This is a genomic window from Telluria sp. ZT3P39, assembly GCF_059685935.1.
In genome coordinates this window covers 1-23,941 of sequence record NZ_JCASIH010000008.1, presented here as the reverse complement: position 1 = coordinate 23,941, position 23,941 = coordinate 1, and the positions used below count along the sequence as shown (strand labels likewise).

General features: G+C 65.8%; 20 protein-coding genes. 13 read left to right on the top strand and 7 right to left on the bottom strand.

Annotated features, from left to right (window positions below):
- The first annotated feature begins 126 nt into the window (after positions 1-126).
- The 4 genes from polA (at position 127) to AC56LR_RS10250 (ending at position 6,130) form a co-directional block, all read left to right on the top strand.
- A complete protein-coding gene (gene polA / locus AC56LR_RS10265) occupies positions 127-2,901 on the top strand; it encodes a DNA polymerase I (RefSeq protein WP_497130033.1) in 2,775 nt (924 codons plus the stop codon).
- Positions 2,902-3,090: 189 nt separating this feature from the next.
- Complete coding sequence (locus AC56LR_RS10260) at positions 3,091-4,305, top strand: DUF4382 domain-containing protein (protein ID WP_497130032.1); 1,215 nt, start codon at positions 3,091-3,093, stop codon at positions 4,303-4,305.
- Positions 4,306-4,383: 78 nt separating this feature from the next.
- Positions 4,384-5,265 carry a dienelactone hydrolase family protein gene (locus AC56LR_RS10255; protein ID WP_497130030.1) on the top strand — a complete coding sequence of 294 codons (882 nt, stop codon included), beginning with the start codon at positions 4,384-4,386 and terminating at the stop codon, positions 5,263-5,265.
- A 163-nt stretch (positions 5,266-5,428) separates the two neighbouring features.
- Positions 5,429-6,130: a ZIP family metal transporter gene (locus AC56LR_RS10250; RefSeq protein ID WP_497130028.1), complete on the top strand. Its 702-nt coding sequence runs from the start codon at positions 5,429-5,431 to the stop codon at positions 6,128-6,130.
- 203 nt (positions 6,131-6,333) lie between these two features.
- Here the strand turns inward: AC56LR_RS10250 and AC56LR_RS10245 are convergent, their stop codons facing one another.
- The 4 genes from AC56LR_RS10245 to AC56LR_RS10230 are packed head-to-tail and all read right to left on the bottom strand — an operon-like array spanning position 6,334 to position 9,821.
- The gene (locus tag AC56LR_RS10245) at positions 6,334-6,885 is read right to left on the bottom strand and encodes a DNA-binding protein (protein WP_497130026.1); all 552 of its coding nucleotides are present in this window, start codon (positions 6,883-6,885) and stop codon (positions 6,334-6,336) included.
- Between the two features lie 48 nt (positions 6,886-6,933).
- Positions 6,934-7,788: a sulfurtransferase gene (locus AC56LR_RS10240; protein ID WP_497130025.1), complete on the bottom strand. Its 855-nt coding sequence runs from the start codon at positions 7,786-7,788 to the stop codon at positions 6,934-6,936.
- Between the two features lie 8 nt (positions 7,789-7,796).
- Positions 7,797-8,717, bottom strand: a complete 921-nt coding sequence (locus AC56LR_RS10235; protein ID WP_497130023.1) for a DMT family transporter — start codon at positions 8,715-8,717, stop codon at positions 7,797-7,799.
- Positions 8,718-8,720: 3 nt separating this feature from the next.
- Positions 8,721-9,821, bottom strand: coding sequence for an aromatic ring-hydroxylating oxygenase subunit alpha (locus AC56LR_RS10230; RefSeq protein WP_497130022.1), 1,101 nt, complete (start codon positions 9,819-9,821; stop codon positions 8,721-8,723).
- A 337-nt stretch (positions 9,822-10,158) separates the two neighbouring features.
- On the opposite strand from AC56LR_RS10230, the gene AC56LR_RS10225 reads away from it, so the two are divergent.
- Genes AC56LR_RS10225 through dxs form a run of 3 tightly spaced genes read left to right on the top strand, consistent with a single transcriptional unit; the run spans position 10,159 to position 13,172 of the window.
- Entirely contained in the window at positions 10,159-10,410 is a 252-nt protein-coding gene (locus AC56LR_RS10225) for an exodeoxyribonuclease VII small subunit (protein WP_497130021.1), read from the top strand.
- Complete coding sequence (locus tag AC56LR_RS10220) at positions 10,407-11,300, top strand: polyprenyl synthetase family protein (RefSeq protein WP_497130019.1); 894 nt, start codon at positions 10,407-10,409, stop codon at positions 11,298-11,300. Before AC56LR_RS10225 ends, AC56LR_RS10220 begins: the two co-directional genes overlap by 4 nt.
- The gene (gene dxs / locus AC56LR_RS10215; protein ID WP_497130017.1) at positions 11,301-13,172 is read left to right on the top strand and encodes a 1-deoxy-D-xylulose-5-phosphate synthase; all 1,872 of its coding nucleotides are present in this window, start codon (positions 11,301-11,303) and stop codon (positions 13,170-13,172) included.
- A 56-nt stretch (positions 13,173-13,228) separates the two neighbouring features.
- Here dxs and AC56LR_RS10210 read toward each other — a convergent pair whose 3' ends face one another.
- Together AC56LR_RS10210 and AC56LR_RS10205 are read right to left on the bottom strand one after the other, a co-directional pair.
- On the bottom strand, positions 13,229-13,927 hold the full coding sequence (locus AC56LR_RS10210) for a 2OG-Fe(II) oxygenase (protein ID WP_497130015.1): 699 nt from the start codon (positions 13,925-13,927) through the stop codon (positions 13,229-13,231).
- Between the two features lie 4 nt (positions 13,928-13,931).
- Positions 13,932-14,486: a cob(I)yrinic acid a,c-diamide adenosyltransferase gene (locus AC56LR_RS10205; protein WP_497130013.1), complete on the bottom strand. Its 555-nt coding sequence runs from the start codon at positions 14,484-14,486 to the stop codon at positions 13,932-13,934.
- A gap of 81 nt (positions 14,487-14,567) precedes the next feature.
- Between AC56LR_RS10205 and AC56LR_RS10200 the strand changes: the two genes are divergently transcribed.
- The 5 genes from AC56LR_RS10200 (at position 14,568) to AC56LR_RS10180 (ending at position 20,837) form a co-directional block, all read left to right on the top strand.
- Positions 14,568-16,049 carry an FAD-linked oxidase C-terminal domain-containing protein gene (locus AC56LR_RS10200; RefSeq protein WP_497130011.1) on the top strand — a complete coding sequence of 494 codons (1,482 nt, stop codon included), beginning with the start codon at positions 14,568-14,570 and terminating at the stop codon, positions 16,047-16,049.
- Positions 16,050-16,051: 2 nt separating this feature from the next.
- A complete protein-coding gene (gene glcE / locus AC56LR_RS10195) occupies positions 16,052-17,098 on the top strand; it encodes a glycolate oxidase subunit GlcE (RefSeq protein ID WP_497130010.1) in 1,047 nt (348 codons plus the stop codon).
- 1 nt (position 17,099) lies between these two features.
- The gene (gene glcF / locus AC56LR_RS10190) at positions 17,100-18,326 is read left to right on the top strand and encodes a glycolate oxidase subunit GlcF (RefSeq protein ID WP_497130008.1); all 1,227 of its coding nucleotides are present in this window, start codon (positions 17,100-17,102) and stop codon (positions 18,324-18,326) included.
- 58 nt (positions 18,327-18,384) lie between these two features.
- Positions 18,385-18,690, top strand: coding sequence for a hypothetical protein (locus tag AC56LR_RS10185; RefSeq protein ID WP_497130007.1), 306 nt, complete (start codon positions 18,385-18,387; stop codon positions 18,688-18,690).
- Positions 18,691-18,797: 107 nt separating this feature from the next.
- Positions 18,798-20,837 (top strand): glycoside hydrolase family 97 protein, encoded by a 2,040-nt coding sequence (locus AC56LR_RS10180; protein ID WP_497130005.1) that lies wholly within the window; start codon positions 18,798-18,800, stop codon positions 20,835-20,837.
- 21 nt (positions 20,838-20,858) lie between these two features.
- Here the strand turns inward: AC56LR_RS10180 and AC56LR_RS10175 are convergent, their stop codons facing one another.
- Positions 20,859-21,341 carry a glutathione peroxidase gene (locus tag AC56LR_RS10175; protein ID WP_497130003.1) on the bottom strand — a complete coding sequence of 161 codons (483 nt, stop codon included), beginning with the start codon at positions 21,339-21,341 and terminating at the stop codon, positions 20,859-20,861.
- Positions 21,342-21,479: 138 nt separating this feature from the next.
- Between AC56LR_RS10175 and AC56LR_RS10170 the strand changes: the two genes are divergently transcribed.
- The gene (locus AC56LR_RS10170) at positions 21,480-23,765 is read left to right on the top strand and encodes a TonB-dependent receptor domain-containing protein (protein WP_497130001.1); all 2,286 of its coding nucleotides are present in this window, start codon (positions 21,480-21,482) and stop codon (positions 23,763-23,765) included.
- Positions 23,766-23,941: the final 176 nt, after the last annotated feature.

The following is a 23,941-nucleotide window of genomic DNA, read 5'->3' as shown; positions in this document are numbered from 1 at the left end:
GTGCGGCGAATCCCGGCAGTGCCGCAGGCCGGGTCCGCCATTGCCCGGCTTGATTCTGCGATAATGCCGGCTACCCGGCGCGCCCGCGCCACCGCCCCTTTTTTGATCGAACTGCATAGTCGCCCTATGGAAAATACCCTGCTGCTCGTTGACGGTTCCAGCTACCTTTATCGCGCCTTCCATGCGCTGCCCGACCTGCGCAGCCCGGACGGGTTCCCGACCGGCGCCATGCACGGGATGGTCAACATGCTGCGCCGCCTGCGCGCCGACTATCCGGCGGCCTATATCGCCTGCGTGTTCGATGCCAAGGGCAAGACTTTTCGCGACGACTTGTACCCGGAATACAAGGCCACTCGCGCCTCGATGCCGGAAGACCTGGGCAAGCAGATCGAGCCGATCCACGAGATCGTGCGCCACATGGGCTGGCCGATCCTGATGGTCGAGGGCGTGGAAGCCGACGACGTCATCGGCACCCTGGCGGTGCAGGCGCGCGCGCGCGGCATGAAGACCGTGATCTCGACCGGCGACAAGGACCTGGCGCAGCTGGTCAATGACCAGGTCACGCTCATCAACACGATGAGCAACGAGAAACTCGACGAAGCCGGCGTGATCGCCAAGTTCGGCGTGCCGCCGAACCGCATCATCGATTACCTGACCCTGGTGGGCGACACCGTCGACAACGTGCCGGGCGTGAGCAAATGCGGCCCCAAGACCGCGGTCAAGTGGCTGACCCTGCACGGCTCGCTCGACGGCGTGGTGGAAAACGCCCACAGCATCGGCGGCGCGGTCGGCGAGAACCTGCGCGCCGCGCTCGAATGGCTGCCCAAGGGGCGCGAGCTGATCACGGTAAAAACCGACTGCGACCTGGTCAACCACGTGGTCTCGTTCGAGGAAACCCTGGTCGCCCGTCCCGAAAACGCCGAAGCCCTGCGCGAGTTCTTCCAGCGCTACGGTTTCAAGACCATGCTGCGCGAACTGGGCGGCAGCCCGCGCGCCGATGGCGCCGTGGCGCCGGCCCGTGGCGCCGGTCCGGGCGGCTCGCCGCTCAATTCCCCGGAAGGCGCCTCCGGCACGCTGCCGGGCATGGCCATCATCAAGGGCGAGTACGAGACCGTCCTCACCATCGAGCAACTGGACAAATGGCTGGCGCTGGTCGATGCGGCCGAACTCACCTCGGTCGATACCGAGACCACTTCGCTCGACCCGCTCACGGCCGAGATGGTCGGCATTTCGCTGTCGGTGGAGCCGGGCAAGGGCGCCTACATTCCGCTCGCGCACCGCTATGCCGGCGCGCCGGACCAGCTGGGGCGCGAGTTCGTGCTGGAGCACATGCGCGCCTGGCTGGAGAATCCGGCCAAGCCCAAGCTCGGGCAGAACCTGAAGTACGACATGCACATCTTCGAGAACCATGGCGTCAAACTCAAGGGCATCGTGCACGACACGCTGCTGCAGTCCTATGTCTTCGAGTCGCACAAGCCGCACGACATGGACACCATGGCCATGCGCCACCTCGGCTACACCACGATTCCCTTCGTCGACGTGTGCGGCAAGGGCGCCAACATGATCTGCTTCGACCAGGTGGAGCTGGGGCGCGCCACCGAATACGCGGGCGAGGATTCCGACATCACCCTGCGCCTGCACCAGGCCATGCTGGGTCATGTGGAAGCCGACAAGGGACTGGCCACCATCTACCGCAACATCGAGATGCCGACCATGGAAGTGCTGCAGAAGATCGAGCGCAACGGCGTGCTGATCGACGCGGAGCTGCTGGGCGTGCAGTCGAACGAGCTCGGTGCGCGCATCCTGGAACTCGAGCAGCAGGCCTACGAGCTGGCCGGCGGCCCCTTCAACCTCGGCTCGCCCAAGCAGATCGGCGAGATCTTCTTCGGTAAACTGGGCCTCCCGGTGATCAAGAAGACCGCCACCGGCGCGCCGTCGACCGACGAAGAAGTGCTGCAGAAACTGGCCGAAGACTATCCGCTGCCGAAGATCCTGCTCGAATACCGCGGCATGTCCAAGCTCAAGTCGACCTATACCGACAAGCTGCCGAAGATGGTGAACCAGAAGACCGGCCGCGTGCACACCAACTACGCGCAGGCCGTGGCCATCACCGGCCGCCTGTCCTCGAACGAACCGAACCTGCAGAATATCCCGGTGCGCACCAGCGAGGGCCGCCGCATCCGCGAAGCCTTCATCGCCCCGCCAGGCAGCGTGCTGGTCTCGGCCGACTATTCCCAGATCGAGCTGCGCATCATGGCGCACATCTCGGGCGACCCGGCCATGCTGAAAGCCTTCGCGGAAGGGGAGGACATCCACAAGGCCACCGCCGCCGAGATCTTCGGCATCGCCCCCGATGAAGTCCAGAGCGAGCAGCGCCGCTACGCCAAGGTGATCAACTTCGGCCTGATCTACGGCATGAGCGCCTTCGGCCTGGCCCAGAACCTCGGCATCGAGCGTTCGGCCGCCGCCAGCTACATCGACCGCTATTTCGCCCGCTTCGCCGGCGTCAAGCAATACATGGACGAGACCCGCCTGCAGGCCAAGGCGCGCGGCTACGTGGAAACCGTGTTCGGCCGCCGCCTCTGGCTCCCCGAGATCAACTCCCCGAACGGCCCGCGCCGCGCCGGCGCCGAACGCGCAGCCATCAACGCGCCGATGCAGGGCACGGCGGCCGACCTGATCAAGCTGGCGATGATCGCGGTGCAGGGCTGGCTCGAAGCCGATGGCCTGGCTACGCGCATGATCATGCAGGTGCACGACGAACTGGTGCTCGAGGTGCCCGAGGGCGAACTGGAACTGGTGCGCGTGAAGCTGCCGGAGCTGATGGCCAAGGTCGCGACCCTGAAGGTGCCGCTGCTGGCCGAGACCGGGGTGGGGCCGAACTGGGAGCAGGCGCACTAAGCTGAAAACAGGCCGCCCGCCGCCCTTATGAAACGTCCTGGTGTCGCATTTCACGACACCAGTCTTTACACAGCTGTAAGCCATGTAAGCAAACGTTTCAATGTGCGCCAGCACACACAAATGTTGCTTTTGGGAATGCTAGGATCGCCGCATATCGTCATCTCGGCGAGTTCTTGCAAAGGTATCCTCATGTTCCAGCACACTTCCCCATCCCGCCTTGCCCTGGTCGGCATGACCGCCCTCAGCGCCGCCCTGCTTGCCGCCTGTGGCGGCGGCGGCGATCCGGCGCCGGCCGCTCCTGTCAGCACCCTCGGCACCCTGGCGGTCTCGATGACCGACGCGCCGGCCTGCGGCTTCGATGCGGTCAACGTCACCGTCAGCAAGCTGCGCGTGCACCGCAGCGAAGGCGCGGCGGAAGGCGAGAGCGGCTGGACCGACATTGCCCTGAACCCTGCTAAAAAGATCAACCTGCTCAACCTGACCAACGGCGTGCTCGAAGCCCTGGGCCAGACCTCGCTCGAAGCCGGCCGCTACACCCAGATGCGCCTGGTCCTGGACGGCAATGCGAGCGGCACCGCCAACACGGTCGTGCCGACGCTGGGCAAGACCGAGCAGCCGCTCGAGACCCCGAGCGCGCTCCAGAGCGGCATCAAGCTGGTCGGCAGCTTCGACGTGACCGCCGGCCAGAAGACCGACGTCGTGCTCGACTTCGACGCCTGCAAGTCGGTGGTCACCCGCGGCAAGGGCAGCTATTCGCTCAAGCCGGTCGTCAAGATCGTCCCGGCGGCCCTGAACGGCATCTCGGGCTTCGTCAGCACCGCGCTGCTGGGACGCAGCGTGCAGGTGTCGGCGCAGCAGAACGGCCAGATCGTGAGTGCGACCACGCCCAACGCCACCACCGGCGAATTCGTCCTGTCGCGCCTCGCGCCGGGCAGCTATGACGTCGTCATCACCGCCAACGACAGCGCGGCCAGCGTCGTCGCGGCCGTGCCGGTGGCCTCGACCACCAGCACCACGGTCCTGAGTACCGCGGCCGCCCCGATCCTGCTCGCACCTGGCGCCACCGGTTCGATCAGCGGCACGGTCACCATGACCCCGGCCAGCCTGGAAGCGGCCTACGTGTCGGCCAAGCAGTCCTTCGCCGCCGGTCCGACCGTGACCATCAAGTACCAGGGTGCGGACCTGGCGACCGGCGCCTATACGATCGCCAACCTGCCGGTCGGCGCGCCGCAATTCGCGGCCTACGCCACCACGCTGCCGCTGGCCTTCAGCGCCGGCACCGCGGCGCCGGCCGGCAAGTACCGCGTCGAGGCGGCGGCCACCGGCTATGCCGCCAAGTCGGTCGAGGGCGTGGACATCGCCACGGCCAACGCGTCCAACGTCAATTTTGCATTGACCCGCTAAGCTGCAGGCGCGCAAGCGCGCACCCTTCCGGACTTTGCTAAGATTGCAAGCCTGTCCAACACAACCGGAAGGGTGCACATGAAAGATCTCATCAGCGACGCCGAAAGCCTGCTGGCGGCCAGCGCGTTCGGCGACGGCGTCGACCGCCGCGTCTTCCTGAAAGCTGCCATGGGCAGCGGCTTTGCCGTCGCCGCCCTGCCGGTGGTGGCGCAGACCCAGATCCAGACCTCGCTTGAAGGCCTGGACGCGGCCGACCACATCATCGTGATCAACGGCCAGGACGTGCCGGTCTACCGCGCCCAGCCCAAGGACCGGAGCAACCTGCCGGTGGTGCTGGTGATCTCCGAGATCTTCGGCGTGCACGAGCACATCAAGGATGTGGCGCGGCGCTTCGCCAGGGCCGGCTACATGGCGGTGGCCCCCGACCTGTTCGTGCGCCAGGGCGATGCAACCAGGACCCCGATGCCGGACCTGATGAAGAACATCATTTCCAGAGTGCCGGACGCGCAGGTCATGCTTGATCTCGACACCGTGGTCACCTGGACCAGGCAGCGCGGCGGCAATACCGACAGGCTGGGCATCACCGGTTTCTGCTGGGGCGGGCGCATTACCTGGCTGTATGCTTCGCACAATCCAAAGGTGAAAGCCGGCGTGGCCTGGTACGGACGCCTGGTGGGCGAGGCCAATGCGCTGCAAACCAGACACCCGATCGACGTGGCCCAGGCGCTGAAGGTGCCGGTCCTGGGCCTGTACGGCGCCAAGGACGGCGGCATTCCGCTGGAATCGGTCGAGCGCATGCGCAAGGCCCTCGATGCCGGCAACAGCCGCTCGATGATCCACGTGTATCCGAACTCGGGCCACGCCTTCCACGCCGACTACCGCCCGAGCTTCAATCCCGACGACGCGAAAGACGGCTGGAGCCGCGCGCTGAACTGGTTCGCGAAGCACGGCGTCGCCTGATCTTGCACGGCCGCAGGCCCGGGCAGGTTACAATGCCCGGTTTGCGGCACTGCGCAAGACCAGAACAAAAGGTTTTCAAATCGACCCGTTTCTCGACCCCATCCTGAGCTCCATCCTGCTGGCGACGCTGATCGCCGGCGTCTTCAGCATCTCTGCCGCTGCGGTGTTCTCGTTCTCGCTGCTGTCGAAGGTGGTGGAGCGGATGGTCAGCCTGTCGGTGGGCATCATGTTGTCGACTTCGCTCCTGCACGCGCTGCCGGAAGCCTTCGAGTCGGGCGCCGACACCCACAGCCTGTTCGCCACGCTGCTGGGCGGCCTGCTGACCTTCTTCGTGCTCGAAAAACTGGCGCTGCTGCGCCATTCGCACCACCATGAAGGCGACGGGCACCACCACGCCCACGGCCACGACGCCCACCAGGCGGGCAAGTCGGGCTGGATGATCCTGGTCGGCGATGCGATGCACAACTTCACCGACGGCATCCTGATCGCCGCGGCCTTCCTGGCCAACCCGGAACTGGGCATGGTCACCGCGCTGGCCATCGTCGCCCACGAAATCCCGCAGGAGATCGGCGATTTCATCGTGCTGCTCAACGCCGGCTTCTCGCGCCTGCGCGCCTACCTGTTCAACCTGTTGTGCAGCTTGATGGCGGTCGCCGGCGGCCTGCTGGGCTATTTCACGCTGGACCAGGCCAGCGGCCTGATTCCGTACGTGCTGGTGTTCGCTTCGTCGGGCTTCATCTATATCGCGGTGAGCGACCTGATGCCGCAGATGCAGCGCCGCGCCACCGTGAAGGAATCGGTGCCGCAGGTGCTCCTGATCGCGCTGGGCGTGGCGATCGTACTGGCGTTGAATAACGCGCATTGATTGGCGGGGCCCGCGTCTCGATAATCCGTAGGGTGGGCAAGTTCCTTGCCCGCGCGTTCAACCAGCCGTATCGTCGACGCGGTGCATCCATGCGAGCACATGTTGAACGCGCGGGCGGCAAAGCCGCCCACCCTACGAGCAAGCGAGGGCTCCCAATTGATCGGCATTAGGCGAGTAGCCCGGATTACAGCCGCCCACCCGTTTTATTTCTTCCCGCGCGCGCTTTCCAGCTCCGCGCGCAGCGAGCTGCGTTCGGCATAGGATTTATCCAGCTGGCTGCGCAGGGTGCGCACTTCGGCTTCGAAGTTGTCGCGCGCGGTCGTCGCGCCGATCAGTTCCATCTCCGCCGCCAGGCGCGCATCCGATTCCGAGGCTTGCGCCGCCACGTTGCGTTCGAGCTGGGCGCGCAGGTCGGCCAGCTGGCGGTCCTTGCCGTCGATCGCGAGCTGGTCTTTCGCCTTGCTCACCAGCGCTTCGGTGGCGAGCTTGCGGGCGTCGCGCAGTTCGATCGTCAGGCGCTCGATCTCCGCTTCGTGCTCGCTCGATGCCGCCAGTGCCTGGTCGCGCGCCGCTTCCAGCTGGGCGCCGGTCTCGCGCAGCTCGGCCGCATCGATTTCCAGCTGTTCCAGCGCTTCGCGCACGGGGGCGGCGGTCTGCTCGGCCACCTGCTGCACCCAGCCGCTCAGGGCGGCGGCGACCGCTTCGGGGATCTCCAGCGCCGGCGAGGCCGCGCGCGATGTTTCTTGGTCCGACATTGGTACGTTTTCCTTGCTGGTTGATTTTTTCATCTGGCGTCCCGCAATCTACGCGTCGCCGGTGGCGACCGGGCGGGCGGGATCGGCCACCCATTCGCTCCACGAACCAGGGTACAGCGCCGCACCGGGCAGGCCCGCCACTTCGAGCGCGAGCAGGTTGTGGCAGGCGGTCACGCCCGAGCCGCACTGCATGACGGCGCGCTGCGGATCGTCGATCAGCGGCGAAAATTCGGCGCGCAGGCTGGCCGCGTCCTTGAAGCGGCCGTCGGCCTGCAGGTTGTCCTTGAAGAAGCGGTTCTTCGCGCCCGGGATATGGCCGCCGACGGGGTCGATGGTCTCGTTCTCGCCGCGGAAGCGGTCGGCGGCGCGGGCGTCGATGACGGTGCGCTCGCCTTTTTCGATATTGTCCATCACGTCCCGCACCGTCACGGTCGGCACGAAGGGTGCGCGCACGGTGATGGCGCCGCGCGCTTTGGCCGGGACATCGACGCTCAAGGGCTGGCCGAGCGACTGCCAGGCGGCCATGCCGCCGTCGAGCACTGCTACCCCCTCGTGGCCCAGCCAGCGCAGCAGCCACCACAGGCGCGCGGCGAACATGCCGCCGTGGGCGTCGTAGGCCACCACTTGCGAGCCGTCGTTCACGCCCAGGTCGCGCAAGGTCTCGATGAGGGCTTCTTTTTCCGGCAGCGGATGGCGGCCGCGGAACACGCCGTCCGGCCCCTGCTTGGCGCCCGACAGCTCGGTGTCGATGCCGGCGAATACCGCGCCCGGCAGGTGGCCGATGGCATAGCCTTCGCGGCCGGCCGCCGGGTTCATCAGGTCATGGCGGCAGTCGATCACCACCCAATCGGGATCGGCAATGTGCGCGGCGACATCAAGCGCGCTGATCAGGGTCTTGTACATGGGGCTCCTCAGGTTTCGCTGGCGATCGGATCGGTATCCTTGACTACGGCGCCCTTCGCCGTGCTCTTCGTATTGTAGAACGTCGCGGCAATGCCGGACGCAAGGATCACGGCGATGCCCAGCCAGACGTGCCAGCCGAAGCGGTCGCCCCACAGGGCCAGCCCCCATAGACTGGAAAACACGATGCCGGTGTACTGCAGGTTGGCCACCACCAGCACCTTGCCGACGCGGTAGGCGCGGGTCATGGCGATCTGGGCGAGCAGGGCGGAGATGCCGATCCCGAGCAGCAGCGTGGCGCTGTAGGGGGTGTGGCCGTGGAAGGCAGCGTCTTGCGGACCGTCGCCGAGCAGGGTGCCCACCAAACCGACCAGGGTCGTGGTAGCCGAAAAATAGAACACCACGCGGTATTCGGGTTCGCCCATCTGGCCGAGTTTGCGCACCTGCATGTAGGCCATGGCCGAGATCACCGACGAGCACAGGCCGGCCAGGCCGCCCAGCCACTGGTTGCTCTCGACGGCCGGCTGCAGCACCAGCGTGACGCCCAGGAAGCTCATGGCGATGGCCAGCACCAGCGGCCATTCGGCCACCTTGGTTCCGGTCCACCAGCCGGTGGCGAACATCCAGGCCGCGATCCAGATCGGGGCCATGTAGTTGAGCGTGACGGCGGTGGCCAGCGGCAGGCGCGTGATCGCGAAGAACCACAGCCACAGCGAGACCACGCCGACGAAGCTGCGCCACAGGTGGGCGCGCGGGAAGGAGGTGTTAAATGTGCCGCCGCGGTGGCGCACGGCCAGCACCAGCACCACCGTGCCGATGAGGCCACGGTACATCAGCAGTTCGGAGGTGGAGTAGAACTCGGAAGCCAGCTTCACGCCCGCGCCCATGGCGGCGAACGCGAAGCTGGCAAACAGCATCCAGAGTGAAGGCATCGGCTACAGTTCTAGCCTGCTGCGGTACCACTCGTGGAAATGCTGCATTCCGTCTTCCATCGGCGATTGATAAGGACCGACTTCGTTGACGCCGCGCTCGACCAGGATCTTGCGGCCGGCATCCATGCGCAGCGCGATCTCGTCGTCCTCGACCGCGGTCTCCATATAGGCAGCGCGTTCGGCTTCGACGAATTCGCGCTCGAACAGCACGATCTCTTCGGGATAGTAGAACTCGACCACGTTGCGGGTCTTCTGCGGGCCGATCGGCCACAGGGTCGACACCACCAGCACGTTCGGATACCACTCGACCATGATGTTCGGATACAGCGTCAGCCAGATGGCGCCGAACTTCGGCGGCTGGCCGTTGTTGAACTTCAGGATCTGTTCCTGCCACTTTTTATAGGCCGGCGAACCGGCCTTTTGCAGTGCGCGGTTCACGCCCACGGTCTGGACGCTGTAGTCGCGGCCGAATTCCCATTTCAGGTCGTCGCAGGAGACGAAATTACCCAGGCCCGGATGGAAGGGCTCGACGTGGTAATCCTCCAGATAGACCTCGATGAAGGTCTTCCAGTTGTAGTCGCACTCGTGGATCTCGACGTGGTCGAACATATAGCCCGAGAAGTCGAGGTCGCGGGTGGCGTCCATATTCTTGAGCTTGTCCATCACGTCGTAGCCGTTCTGCTCGAACAGCAGGCCGTTCCAGTTCTGCAGCGGCGTCTTCGACAGGTTCAGGCAGGGCGTTTCGGCGAAATGCGGCGCGCCGATCAGCTGGCCCTTCAGGTCGTAGGTCCAGCGGTGCAGCGGGCAGACGATGGTGTTCGCATTGCCGCGCCCATTGAACATGAGCGCCTGGCGATGACGGCAGACGTTGGAGAGCACCTCGATGCCGCCAGCATTGCGGACCAGCATGCGGCCTTCGTTTTCGGCGGGGAGGGTCGCGAAATCGCCCATCTCCGGCACCATTAATTCGTGCCCGACATAACGCGGGCCGTTGTGAAACAGCTCTTGCTTCTCGCGCTGCATCAGCGCGTCGTCGAAGTAGACATTTACCGGAAGCTGCGCGCACGAAGCGGCCAGCTTGGCCTGGGTAGCCAGATCGGACATCCCCACCCCCCTTGTAATCAATACCACCAAAGAAGAGAAAGAATCCAAAGACCAGTATTTATATGAAGGAATACGGTATTTCGGACAGAACCGTCGATTATACCGTGGAACAAGCTCTACAGTCTTGGGCCGTCGCGGGGATGTGGCGCCCATGTGCACGGAAAATGTACAAACAATATCGTTTTCATGGCGGGGAGGGGGGCGTGGGCTAGAATGTGGTCGTGCAGGCAAGTTGCGAACGGTGCAATGCGCGCCCCCCGTGGGGAAGGATTGATCTAAAATACGCGATTGGATTGCCCCGCGGCGCACCCTTGCGCCGTCCTCACGCTAGATAGCTATGTCAAATAATACAAACGCAATTCCACCCGAATCCTTCGAAGGCGCGATGGCGGAGCTGGCCCAGCTCGTCACGCAGATGGAATCCGGCCAGTTGCCGCTGGAAGCCTCGGTGGCCGCCTATGCGCGCGGCTCCGAGCTGGTGAAATACTGCGCGGCCCAGCTGGAAAAGGTCGAATCCCAGGTCAAGGTGCTCGAGGGCGACATGCTCCGGCCGTTCTCGGCCGAGGGTGGCGACGAGGGTGGACAATGACGGTGCAGGCATTCGACACATGGATGCACGAAGTCCAGCTGGAAGTCGAGCGCGCGCTCGACGCCACATTGCCCCGGGCCACGGCCCTGCCGCAGAAGCTGCACGAAGCCATGCGCTACACCGCGCTGGGCGGCGGCAAGCGGGTGCGCCCGCTGCTGGCCTATGCCAGCGGCGCCCTGTTCGGCGGCGATGCGCAAGCGCTCGCGCGCGTGGCCAGCGCGGTCGAGATGATCCACGTGTACTCGCTGGTCCACGACGACATGCCCTGCATGGACGACGACGACCTGCGCCGCGGCAAACCGACCGTGCACGTGGCCTATGACGAAGCAACCGCGCTGCTGGTCGGCGACGCGCTGCAGGCCCAGGCCTTCCAGGTGCTGGCCGATATCGACACGCTGCCCCCCGCGCGCCAGGTCACCATGCTGCGCCTGCTGGCCGAAGCGGCGGGGTCGAACGGCATGTGCGGCGGCCAGGCGATCGACCTCGATAGCGTCGGCCTGTCGCTCCAGCGCGAAGAACTCGAGCGCATGCACCAGCTGAAAACCGGCGCCATGCTGCGCGTCTCGGTGATCCTGGGCGCGCTGTGCGGTAAAGATTTGTCGCCCACCGAGATGGAAGCATTGAAAGCCTATTCGATCGCGATCGGCCTGGCCTTCCAGGTGGTGGACGACGTGCTCGACGCCACCGCCGATTCGGCTACGCTGGGCAAGACCGCGGGCAAGGACGCGGCCGACAACAAACCGACCTATGTGTCGATCCTTGGGCTGGAACCATCGAAGGAACTGGCCGAGCAATTGCGGCGTGAAGCGCATGAAGCGCTGGCGCCATTTGGAGAACAAGCACTGCGGCTGCGCGAACTCGCGGACCTGATCGTGCAGCGGAAGGCCTAAATGAAACTGTTAGAGACCATCAACGACCCCGCCGACCTGCGCCAGCTTGGCCGGACCCAACTGACCCCGCTCGCCACCGAGCTGCGCCAGTTCCTGCTCGACTCGGTGTCGAAAACCGGCGGCCACCTGTCGTCGAACCTCGGCACCGTGGAGCTCACCATCGCGCTGCACTACGTGTTCAACACGCCGCACGACCGCATCGTGTGGGACGTGGGCCACCAGACCTATTCGCACAAGATCCTCACCGGCCGCCGCGAGCGCATGCCGACCCTGCGCCAGCTGAACGGCCTGTCGGGCTTCCCGAAGCGCGACGAAAGCATCTACGACACCTTCGGCACCGCCCACTCGTCGACCTCGATCTCGGCGGCCCTGGGCATGGCGACTGCCGCCAAGATCAAGGGCGAGGACCGCCACGCGATCGCCGTGATCGGCGACGGCTCGATGACCGCCGGCATGGCCTTCGAGGCGCTGAACAACGGCGGCATCGACGAAGACGTCAACCTGCTGGTGGTCCTGAACGACAACGACATGTCGATCTCGCCGCCCGTGGGCGCGCTCAACCGCTACCTGGCGCGGCTGATGAGCGGCCAGTTCTACGCCGCCGCCAAGAACGTCGGCAAAAGCGTGCTGCCGGGCCCCGTGCTCGACCTGGCGCGCAAGATCGAAGAACACGCCAAGGGCATGGTGGTCCCGGCCACGATGTTCGAGGAATTCGGTTTCAACTACATCGGCCCGATCGATGGCCATGACCTCGATTCCCTGATCCCGACGCTGGAAAACATCAAGAAGCTCAAGGGCCCGCAATTCCTGCACGTGGTGACCAAGAAGGGCCAGGGCTACAAGCTGGCCGAGGCCGAGCCGATCCTGTACCACGGCACCGGCAAGTTCAACCCGACCGAGGGCATCAAGCCTGCCACCGCGCCGAGCAAGATCACCTACACCGAAGTCTTTGGCAACTGGTTGTGCGACATGGCGGCCGTTGACAAGCGCCTGGTCGGCATCACGCCGGCGATGCGCGAAGGTTCGGGCATGGTGCGCTTCCACCAGCAGTACCCGGAACGCTATTTCGATGTCGGCATCGCCGAGCAGCACGCGGTGACCTTCGGCGCAGGCATCGCGACCGAAGGCATGAAGCCGGTGGTGGCGATCTACTCGACTTTCCTGCAGCGCGCCTACGACCAGTTGATCCACGACGTGGCCCTGCAGAACCTGGACGTGACCTTCGCGCTCGACCGCGCAGGCCTGGTGGGCGCCGACGGCGCCACCCACGCCGGCAACTACGACCTGGCCTACCTGCGCTGCATCCCGAACATGGTCGTCATGGCTGCGTCCGACGAGAACGAATGCCGCCAGATGCTCACCACCGGCTACCACTACCCGGGCCCGGCCGCCATCCGCTATCCGCGCGGCGCCGGGGTGGGCGCGGCGCTGTCGCTTGAGCTGACATCGATCGAGATCGGCAAAGGTGTCGTGGCGCGCGAAGGCAAGAGCATCGCCATCCTGGCCTTCGGGTCGATGGTGGCGCCGAGCCTGGCCGCCGGCGCGGAGCTGGACGCCACGGTCGCCAACATGCGTTTCGTGAAGCCGCTCGATGCGGAACTGGTCAAGCGCCTGGCGAAAGACCACGACTATTTCGTGACGGTGGAAGAGGGCTGCGTGATGGGCGGTGCAGGTTCGGCCGTGGCCGAAGCGCTGGCCGAAGCGGGGCTGGTCAAGCCGCTCTTGAATCTGGGACTGCCGGACAAGTTCATCGACCAGGGTGATCCGGCGGCCTTGTTGGCTTCCGTGGGGCTGGACGCCAAGGGGATTGCGGCGTCGATTCGTGCGCGGTTTGCGGCGGGTGAGCCGCGGCTGGTGGTCAACAACACTTGATTCGGTCGCACACCACTAAATCGTAGGGTGGGCAGGAAACTTGCCCACCCTACGATTTACGACTGACCAAATAGTGCCTCCGCCCTCTGGAACAAAATCCACGAGGTCGCGATGTACTTGTCCCCGCTCTTCGACACATGCCCCTTGTGGGTATGCGTAAACCCCGCCGGCGCAATGATCAGGCGCCCCTTGCGCGCCTCGACCTTGCGCCCCTGGTACAGGAACTCCGTCTCGCCGCCATCCTCCACGTCGTTCAGGTAGAACTGCCACAGCAGCACGCGGTGCAGCGTTTCGCAGCTGGCGTTCTGCGGATAGATCTCGGAATGCCAGTGGTGGTACCCGCCGGTTCCCTGCAGGTACTTCTGCAGGTTGACGTTCCCCACGCGATAAATCGACTGCATCAGGTCCACCACGTTCGGCGTGCCGAATTCGTCGAAGTTCGCCAGCGACAAGGTCACCGCCTCGCCAGTCTCCGGATGCGCCACCTGCGGCGACAGCGCGCCGATCAGCAGCATGCGGTACTTGTTCATGTACTGCGCCAGGTGGTGCGCCATGGCCTGCGTCAGCACCGCGCCGACGTCGTCCCATTCCGGCAAGCCGTTGATGGTCAGGTCGTAGCTGTCCTTCTTGCTGACGTCGACGCCGTTGCCGGTGCGCCCGCGCGCGACCTGTTTGCTGGCGTCGAAGCGGGCGCGGATGGCGTCGCACTGCTGGGCAGTGAGCGCGTCGTCGTAGATCCCGATGAAGTCTTCCATTGGCTTAGCCCCGCTTGCGCTCGTGCTGCCACAGCACGTCGCTGCCGCCCGCGAATCGGTTCAACACGCGCGCCAGCACGAACATCAGGTCGGACAGGCGGTTGACGTATTCACGCGGATGGGGGCGGATCGACTCGGCATTCCCCAGCGCCACGATGCTGCGCTCGGCGCGGCGGCAGACGGTGCGGCACACATGCGCCAGCGAGGCCGCGCGCGAGCCGGCCGGCAGGATGAATTCCTTCAGCACCGGCAGGTCAGCGTTGTATTTTTCAAGCAGGCCGTCCAGGCGCGCCACGTGCTCGTCCTTGATCAGCTCGAAACCGGGAATGCACAGCTCACCACCCAGGTCGAACAGGTCGTGCTGGATCGAGACCAGCTCTTCGCGCAGGTCGTTCGGCATCTCTTCGCACAGCAGCAGGCCCACGAAGGAGTTGAGCTCGTCCACCTCGCCCAGGGAGTGGATGCGCGCGCTGTCCTTGCCGGTGCGGCTGCCGTCGCCCAGGCCGGTGGTGCCATCGTCGCCCGTGCGCGTGGCGATTTTCGAGAGTCGGTTGCCCATGATCTAGCCTTATGCAATATGTTAGAAAAAAGATAGGGCGAGCATACGACAAAACGCGGCGATTGTGCTTACAATCAGGGCATGTTCGCTACCATGTCCACGCTCGCCGAAAGGCGCCTGCAAGTCGTTGCCGCCTTGCGCGCGCGGCTGCCCGAACGCTGCGTCCTGTTCGACCCCGAAGACACCCGCCCCTACGAATGCGACGGCCTGGCGGCCTACCGCCAGCTGCCGATGATCGTGACCCTGCCCGACAGCGAAGCGCAGGTGCTGGCCATCCTCGATGTCTGCCGCGAACTCGCGGTGCCGATCGTGCCGCGCGGCGCCGGCACCGGCCTGTCGGGCGGCGCGCTGCCAATCAGCGACGGCGTCGTGCTCTCCACCGCGCGCATGAACCGCATTGTCCGCGTGGACGCGTATTCACGCACCGCGGTCGTGCAGCCGGGCGTGCGCAACCTCGCCATCTCCGAAGCCGCGGCAGGGGACGGCTTGTACTACGCGCCCGATCCATCCTCGCAGATCGCCTGCACCATCGGTGGCAACGTGGCCGAGAACTCGGGCGGCGTGCACTGCCTCAAATACGGCCTCACGGTGCACAACGTGCTGCGCGTGCGCGTGGCCACCATCGATGGCGAGATCATCGAGCTGGGCAGCGAAGCGCTCGACGCGCCGGGCCTGGACCTGCTGGCCGTGTTCATCGGCTCGGAAGGCATGCTCGGCATCGTTCTAGAGGTCACCGTCAAACTGGTGCCGAAGCCGGCGGTGGCGCAAGTCATCATGGCCTCGTTCGGCGACGTGCTCACGGCCGGCAATGCGGTCGCCAACATCATCGCCGCCGGCATCATCCCGGCCGGGCTGGAAATGATGGACCGCACCTCGGTGCGCATGGTCGAACCTTTCGTCCATGCCGGCTACGATACCGACGCCGCCGCCATCCTGCTGTGCGAGGCCGACGGCACGGCCCTGGAGGTGGCGGAAGAAATCGCGCGCATGAAGGCCGTGTTCGAAGGCGCCGGTGCGACCGCGATCGCGGTGTCCGAAACGGAAAGCGAGCGCATGCGCTTCTGGTCAGGCCGCAAGAACGCCTTCCCGGCGGCCGGCCGCATCTCGCCGGACTACTACTGCATGGACGGCACCATCCCGCGCAAGAAGCTGGCGCAGGTATTGGGTGCGATCGAACAGATGGAAACGACCTTCGGCCTGCGCTGCGCCAACGTCTTCCATGCGGGCGACGGCAACATGCATCCCCTGATTTTGTTCGACGCCAACCAGCCGGGCGAATTCGACCGCGCCGAAGCCTTCGGGGCCGCGATCCTGGCGCTGTGCGTCGAAGTGGGCGGCACCATCACTGGCGAGCATGGCGTGGGCATGGAAAAGATCAATTCGATGTGCGTGCAGTTCGGGCGCAAGGAGCTCGACGCCTTCTTCGCGGTCAAGCGCGCCTTCGATGCGCCGATGCTGCTCAACCCGGACAAGGCGATCCCCACGCCGCACCGCTGCGCCGAATTCGGCAAGCTGCACGTGCACGGCGGCGCCGTGCCTTTCCCGGACCTTCCGCGCTTCTGACCATGACTTCGATCGAACACTTTCAGGAACAGGTGCAGGCTGCCGCGGCCGGCGGGCAGCCGCTATGCATCCGCGGCGGCGGCACCAAGGACTGGTATGGCCAGCGCCTCGAAGGCGCGATCCTCGATACGCGCGGCTACAGCGGCATTGTCGATTACGAGCCGACCGAACTGGTGATCACGGCGCGCTGCGGCACGCCACTGAGCGAGATCGAGGCCGTGCTTGAAGGGCAGAACCAGATGCTGGCTTTCGAGCCGCCGCATTTCGGACCGGGAGCCACCCTGGGCGGCGCGATCGCTGCCGGACTGGCCGGCCCGCGCCGTGCCAGCAGCGGCGGCGTGCGCGATTTCGTGCTGGGCGCCAAGCTGCTGGACGGGAAGGGCGACGTGCTCACCTTCGGCGGCCAGGTGATGAAGAACGTGGCCGGCTACGACGTCTCGCGCATGCTGGCCGGCTCGATGGGCACGCTCGGCCTGCTGGTCGAAATGTCGGTGAAGGTGCTGCCCAAGCCTTTTGCCGAAACCACGCTGCAATTCGCCATCGGCGAGATCGACGCCATCCGCAAGCTCAACGAATGGGGCGGCCAGCCGCTGCCCTTGTCCGCCAGCTGCTGGCATGATGGCGTATTGTCGCTGCGCCTGTCGGGCGCGCAGGCGGCGGTCGATGCGGCCGTGCGCCAGTTTGGCGGCGACCGCGTCGCGGACTGCGACACCTTCTGGGCCGGCGTGCGCGAGCAGCGGCATCCCTTCTTTGCAGGCGAGGGCGCGCTGTGGCGGCTGTCGGTACCGTCGACGACAAGCGCCATCGTCCTGGGTGGAACCCAATTGATCGAATGGGGCGGCGCCCAGCGCTGGCTGCGCACCGGGCTGGACGCCGCGACCATCCGCCGCACGGTGTCGGCGCTCGGCGGTCACGCGACCCTGTTCCGCGGCGGCGACAAATCCGCGGGCGTGTTCCAGCCGCTGCAGCCAGCCGTGGCGCGCATCCACGAACGCCTGAAAGCGTCCTTCGATCCGTCGAACATCTTCAATCCGGGACGAATGTACTGATATGCAAACCAACCTGGCCGACTTCATCAAGGGCACCGCGGACGGCAATGAAGCCGAAGCCATCCTGCGCGCCTGCGTGCATTGCGGCTTCTGTACCGCCACCTGCCCGACCTACCAGCTGCTGGGCGACGAGCTCGATGGCCCGCGCGGGCGCATCTACCTGATCAAGCAGGTACTCGAAGGCGCGGAACCCACCCGCAAGACCCAGCTGCACCTGGACCGCTGCCTGACCTGCCGCAACTGCGAGACCACTTGCCCGTCGGGCGTGAAATACGGCCGGCTGGTGGACATCGGCCGCCGCGTGGTCGACGAGCGCGTGCCGCGCCCCTTGAGCGAGCGCATCAAGCGCACGACCCTGAAGGAATTTTTGCCACGCAGCGCGCTGTTCAAGCCGGCCTTCAGGGCAGGGCAGCTGGCGCGTCCGCTGCTCTCGACCGCCCTGCAGGACAAGCTGCAGCCGGCGCGCAAGGCCGGCGCCTGGCCCACGCGTACGCATGCGCGCAAGATGCTGGTGCTTGGCGGCTGCGTGCAGCCGGCCATGGCGCCCAACATCAATGCGGCGACCGCACGCGTGCTCGATGCCTTCGGCGTGCAGCTGATGACGGCGCCGAAAGCCGGCTGCTGCGGGGCAGTGCGCTACCACCTGAACGATCAAAAAGCAGGCCTGGACGACATGCGCCGCAACATCGATGCGTGGTGGCCTTACGTGGAGCAGGAGCAGGTCGAAGCCATCGTCATGACGGCGTCCGGCTGCGGCGTGACGGTCAAGGAGTACGGGCACCTGCTGGCGCACGACGAAGCCTACGCGGCCAAGGCCGGACGCATCGCGATGCTCACGCGCGACCTGTCCGAGATCCTGCCCGAGTTCGAGGAGCAACTGGCCGGCAGGCTGCAAGGGAAGCTCGCCAAGCGCGTGGCCTGGCACCCGCCCTGCACGCTGCAGCACGGCCAGCAAATCCGCGGCAAGGTCGAAGGCTTGCTGCGCGCCGCCGGCGTGGACGTGCGCCTGTGCGCCGACAGCCACCTGTGCTGCGGCTCGGCCGGCACCTATTCGGTGCTGCACCCCGAGATCGCGCACGAACTGCGCGACCGCAAGCTGGCCAACCTGGAGGCGACGGGCGCGGAAGAAATCGTCTCGGCCAATATCGGCTGCATCAGCCACCTGCAGTCGGGGACGCAGACGCCGGTCACGCACTGGATCGAACTGATCGACCGCGCGCTGGGCTAGGCGCGGCTGGCCTATACTGGCGGCCTGTCTGCATACCAAAAGGTCAGTCTTGAGTTTCGTGTTCCAGCTTATCCGCGACGACGAGGGCTTTCCGCCCGCCGTCGTCTTCGAAGACTCCACCACCCCCGGCCTGGTGCCGCTGTGGGAAGCCGTCGGCGTCTACGATGCGCTCTACAACAGCGATGGCCGGCGCGCGCGCGACGTCTCGCGCGCCATCGCCTATGGACTCGACAAGGTGAGCCAGGACGCGAGCCTGGCCCGGCTCATGCCGCCCGGCGTGTCGCAAGGCGAAGCGATCCGCTTCCTGGAAAACGTCAACCGCGGCTGCACCACGCACGGCGCGGCCTGGATCCAGACGCGCTGAATTCGTGCGTTGGTAGTCGAGTTACAACTTTTGTCATATCATCGCTGAGTTCAGCCGGAGGGAAAGTAGTATTCCTACTGCCGGCGTGGTACATACAAGGGAACTCCATGCACATCCGCCGCTGCGCCGCCGTCCTGACGCTGTCCTGTTTCTTCAGCCTTCCCGCCTGGGCCCAGCAGGTCATCGCCAGCGCCGCGTCGCCCGGCAATGTCCTGAGCGTGGAAGTGCAGGTCGACGGCGGCGGCAAGCTCGCGTATGGCATCAAGCGCAAGGGCGCGCCCATCATCGGCCTCTCGCGCCTGGGCTTCAACCTCGCCAACGCGATGAAGCTCGACGGCGGCTTCAGCCTGAAGCGGCAAACCAGCAGCGACCATGACAGCACCTGGGAACAGCCCTGGGGCGAGCGCCAGTTCGTGCGCAACCGCTACCGCGAGTTGCGCGTGGACCTCGAGCAGAAACAGCAGGAGGGCCGCCAGCTCAGCGTGGTCTTCCGCATCTATGACGACGGCGTCGGCTTCCGCTACGAATTCCCGGCGCAGCCGCAGCTAAAAACCGTCGAGATCCTCGATGAGCTGACCGAGTTCGTGGTGACCCAGCCGGCCACCGCCTGGTGGATTCCGGCCGGTGAGCTGCCTGGCCTGGAAGAAGAAATCCGCAAGGCGCCGCTACGCGAAATCGGCATCGCCAATACTCCGCTGACGGTGCGCCTGATTGATGGCACCCACATCGCTTTCCACGAAGCGGCGCTGGTCGATTACGCGAGCATGTGGCTGCGCAAGGTGGATGGACAGAAGCTGCGCGCCATGCTGGCGCCGTCCCCTGGCGGCCCGGCCGTGGTGCGCCAGGGCGCCTTCACCACGCCGTGGCGCACGCTGCAGATCGCGGATGACGCGGCAGGGCTGTACATGTCGGACCTGGTGCTGAACCTGAACGAACCGAACAAGCTGGGCGACGTGTCGTGGGTGAAGCCGTCGAAATTCGTCGGCGTCTGGTGGCAGATGCACCTGAACAGCGGCACCTGGAACGCTGGCCCGAAGCACGCTGCGACCACGGCCAATACCAAGAAATACATCGACTTCGCCGCGAAAAACGGTTTTCGTGGCGTGCTGGTCGAAGGCTGGAACAAGGGCTGGGAGAGCGACTGGGGCCATGGCGGCGCCGACTTCAGCTTCACCCAGCCTTACCCGGACTTCGACCTGCCGGGCCTGGCCGCCTACGCGAAGACCAAAGGCGTGCGCCTGATCGGCCACCACGAGACCGGCGCCAACATCGTCGCCTACGAAAAGCAGATGATTGCTGCCTACAAGCTTTACGCGAAGCTGGGCGTGGACAGCATCAAGTCCGGTTATGTGCACGAAGCGGGCAGCGCGCTGTTCATGGGCCGCGACGGCAAGCCGCGCTACGGCCACTACGACTCGCAGGAAGGCGTGCGCCACTTCGTGAAAGCGGTCACCGAGGCGGCGAAATACAAGCTCTCGATCGACACCCACGAGCCGGTGAAAGACACCGGCCTGCGCCGCACTTATCCAAACTGGCTCACGCGCGAAGGCGCGCGCGGCGTCGAGTACAACGCCTGGGGCAATCCGCCCAACAGCGTCGACCACGAGGCCAAGCTGGTGTTCACCCGCATGCTGAGCGGCCCGATGGATTACACGCCGGGCGTCCTGAGCCTGGTGGGAGCGGACGGCAAGGTGTTCAATTCCACCCAGGCCAAGCAGCTGGCCAACTTCGTGGTCATTTACTCGCCGATCCAGATGGCGGCCGACCTGCCGGAGAACTACGAGAAGTACCCGGCCGCCTTCAAGTTCATCCGCGACGTGCCGACCGACTGGGCCGATACGCGCGTGATCCACGGCGTGATCGGCAAGTTCGCGACCATCGCCCGCAAGGACCGCCATAGCCCCGATTGGTATGTGGGTGCCGTCACCGACGAGCAGGGCCGCACGCTGCCGCTGGCCCTTGGCTTCCTCGACAAGGGCAAGCGCTACACGGCCGAGATCTACCGCGACGGCGACCGCGCCGACTACCGCACGGCGCGCCGCTTCGACCTGGTGGTCGAGACGAAGACGGTCACGGCGAAGGACGTGCTGCAGCTGCGCCTGGCCCCCGGCGGCGGGCAGGCGATTCGCCTGGTGCCGCAGCCGTAACGCGAAGCGCCGGCTGCGGTCCTACAGCGCCAGCAGCCGGTCGATATCGCCGGCAATCTCCGCCGGCGCCGTTTGCGGCGCGTAGCGCTTGACCACCTCGCCGTCGCGGCCCACCAGGAACTTGGTGAAGTTCCACTTGATGGCTTCCGTGCCCAGCACGCCGGGCTTTTCGCCCTTCAGGTGCTTGAACAGCGGGTGCGCGTCCTCGCCATTGACCTCGACCTTGGCGAACAGCGGGAAGCTCACGCCGTAGTTCTTTTCGCAGAATTCGCCGATCTCGGCTTCGCTCCCGGGTTCCTGCTTGCCGAACTGGTTGCAGGGGAAGCCCAGCACGGCCAGGCCGCGTTCGCCGTACTGGCGGTGCAGCTCTTCCAGCCCCTTGTACTGCGGCGTGAATCCGCAGGCGCTGGCGGTGTTGACGATCAGGAGCACCTTGCCGCGGAAACGCTCCAGGCTGACGGGCTGGCCATCCAGGCCAGTGGCGGTGAAATCGAAGACGTTCATGGTGGCGTTCTTGTAGGGGTTAAACGCAAAGTGTAAGACAAGGCCGCGAATGCTGCTATTCCGCTGTCATTGTTTGTTACATATGTAAACCTGCCCCCATGCGACAATCGCGCTCGCCCCAACTGTCGAGCAGGATACATGTCCACCACACGCCCCACTGCAAGTCCACGCCATCCCCGGATTTCCCTGATTGCCCACCTGGTCGCCGGCACGCTGCTGGCGCCGCTGGCGGCGCTCGCCCAGCAGGCGCCGGCCGCCCCGGTGCCGGAGCAGGCCAAGCCGGCTCCGGCCAAGCCCGTGCCGGTGCAGTCCACCGTCACCGTCACCGCCACCAAGACCACGAACCGCATCGACCGCCAGACCTATGACGTCAAAGCCGACCCGGCCACCTCGAACGACACGGTGGCCGACACCCTGAACAAGGTGCCCTCGGTGGCCGTGGACGGGGAGGGCAACGTGACCCTGCGCGGCCGCAGCAATGTGCAGATCCTGGTGGACGGCAAGCCCTCCGCGATGATGCAGGGCGAGAACCGCGCGGCGGCGATCAATGCGCTGCCGGCGGGCGACCTCGAATCGGTGGAAGTGATCAACAACCCGGGCGCGCAGTTCGGCAACGAAGGCGGCGGCGGGCCGGTCATCAACCTGGTGATGCGGCGCGACCGCAGCCCCGGCGGCTTCGGCACGGTCAACGCCAACCTCGGCCCGTCCGGACGCTATAACGCCTCGGCCTTCGGCAGCTATAACGCCGGCCGCATCAGCCTGCAGGGCGGCGTGTTCCGCCGCCACGACGGACGCGACGCCAGCGGCGAGACCCGGCGCGAGCGGATCGACCCAGCTACCGGCGCCGTGGCGCGCAGCACCCAGTTCTCCAGCGGCGAGAACACCATCGACGCGGCCGGCTTCAATGGCGGGATGACCTATAACCTCGGCGAGAAGGACGTGGTCGGCGTCACCGCCAGCTATTCGCAGAACGAGAACGGCTCGCGCTCGACCGACCAGTATCGCAGCCTGAACCCAGCCGGCGTGGTGGACAACGATTACCTGCGCACCAGCCTGCGCGATGCCGACAGCAGCAACTACAGCCTGGGCGGACGGCTGGACCACAAGGGCGACCAGCCGGGCGAAGTCTTCAAGCTCGACCTGCGCCTGTCGGGTTCCGAGTCGAACAGCGACGCGCGCTACGCCAGCGCCTACACGGTACGCCCTGTGATCGCCGCCGCGGCCAACAGCCGCCAGGACGGCCTGAATGAAACCCGCGTGGTCGACTTCACCGGCGACTACGAGCTGCCGGGCGAGCATGGCGTGATGAAGATGGGCTACAAGGTGGCGCGCAACAGCAGTGTGTTCGATAACGCCTATTTCGACCTCGACCCGGTCACAGCGCTCGAGCGCGTCAACACCGCGCGCACCAACCGCTTCGAACTCACCGACACCACGGTGGCGCTGTACGGCACCTACCAGTGGCGCATCGACAGCAAGTGGGGCGTGCTGGGCGGCCTGCGCGCCGAGTACACGGACCTGGACATGAACCAGGTCACGACCGGCCAGCGCGCGACCAACCATTATTTCGACGCGATCCCGAGCGCCTTCGTCACCTACGGCCTGTCCGACGACACCACGCTGCGCCTGAGCTACGCGCACCGCATCCGCCGTCCCGGCGCGGGCGACCTGAATCCCTTCGTGGTCTACCGCGACGAGCTCAATGTCTCGTCGGGCAACCCGAACCTGAAGCCCACCGATTCCGATTCGCTTGAGCTGGGTCTCGAGACCAAGCTGGGCAAGGTCGATACCAACCTGCGCCTGTACACGCGCCGCGACACCGACCTGATTTCGGAACGCCGCTACCTGCTGGCCAACGACGTGCTGCTGACCACCCGCGAGAACGCCGGCAGCAGCACGTCGAGCGGACTGGAATTCAATTTCAGCGGCCGCGCGACGCCGAAGCTGATGATCAACCTGAACGGCAATATCGGCTACACCGAGCAGACGGTGCTCGGCAGCGCCCTGGACGACAAGCGCAGCGCCACCTCGATCAGCGGCCGCGCGCGCGTCAGCTACCAGATGGACGCCACCAACAGCTTCCAGCTGATGCTCAACGCCCAGGGCAAGACCCTGTTCGGCGAGGGCTACCGCCAACCGGTGCGCACGGCCGACTTCAACTACCGCCGCAACCTGACGCCGGCCCTGACCCTGGTGGTGAACGTCAACGACCTGTTCGACTCGCAGAAGATGGAGATGATCACCGAAACCGACCGCCTGCGCGAATACAGCATCCGCCGCAGCGGCGGGCGCATGGCGTATGTGGGGCTGTCGTATCGCTTCGGCAGCTTCGGCGGGCCTGGTGGGCAGCGCCGGCCGATGATGTTCGGCGGCCCGGGCGGCCACGGCGGTCCAGGCGGCCACGGCGGCGGCCCTGGCGGCTGACCGACCTTGCAGCGTCGGCCGGCGGCGCCGACGCCTTACCACCAACTTCGGGGTCAGGTCCTGACCCTTCCCCACATATTTTCCTTGTAGGCGGGCCGGGTTGCTGCTAGCTTCCCTGTCAAAAAAGCGGTGCATGCATGGCTGTGTTAGCCCTCTCTTTCGTAGCGTCCAAACTG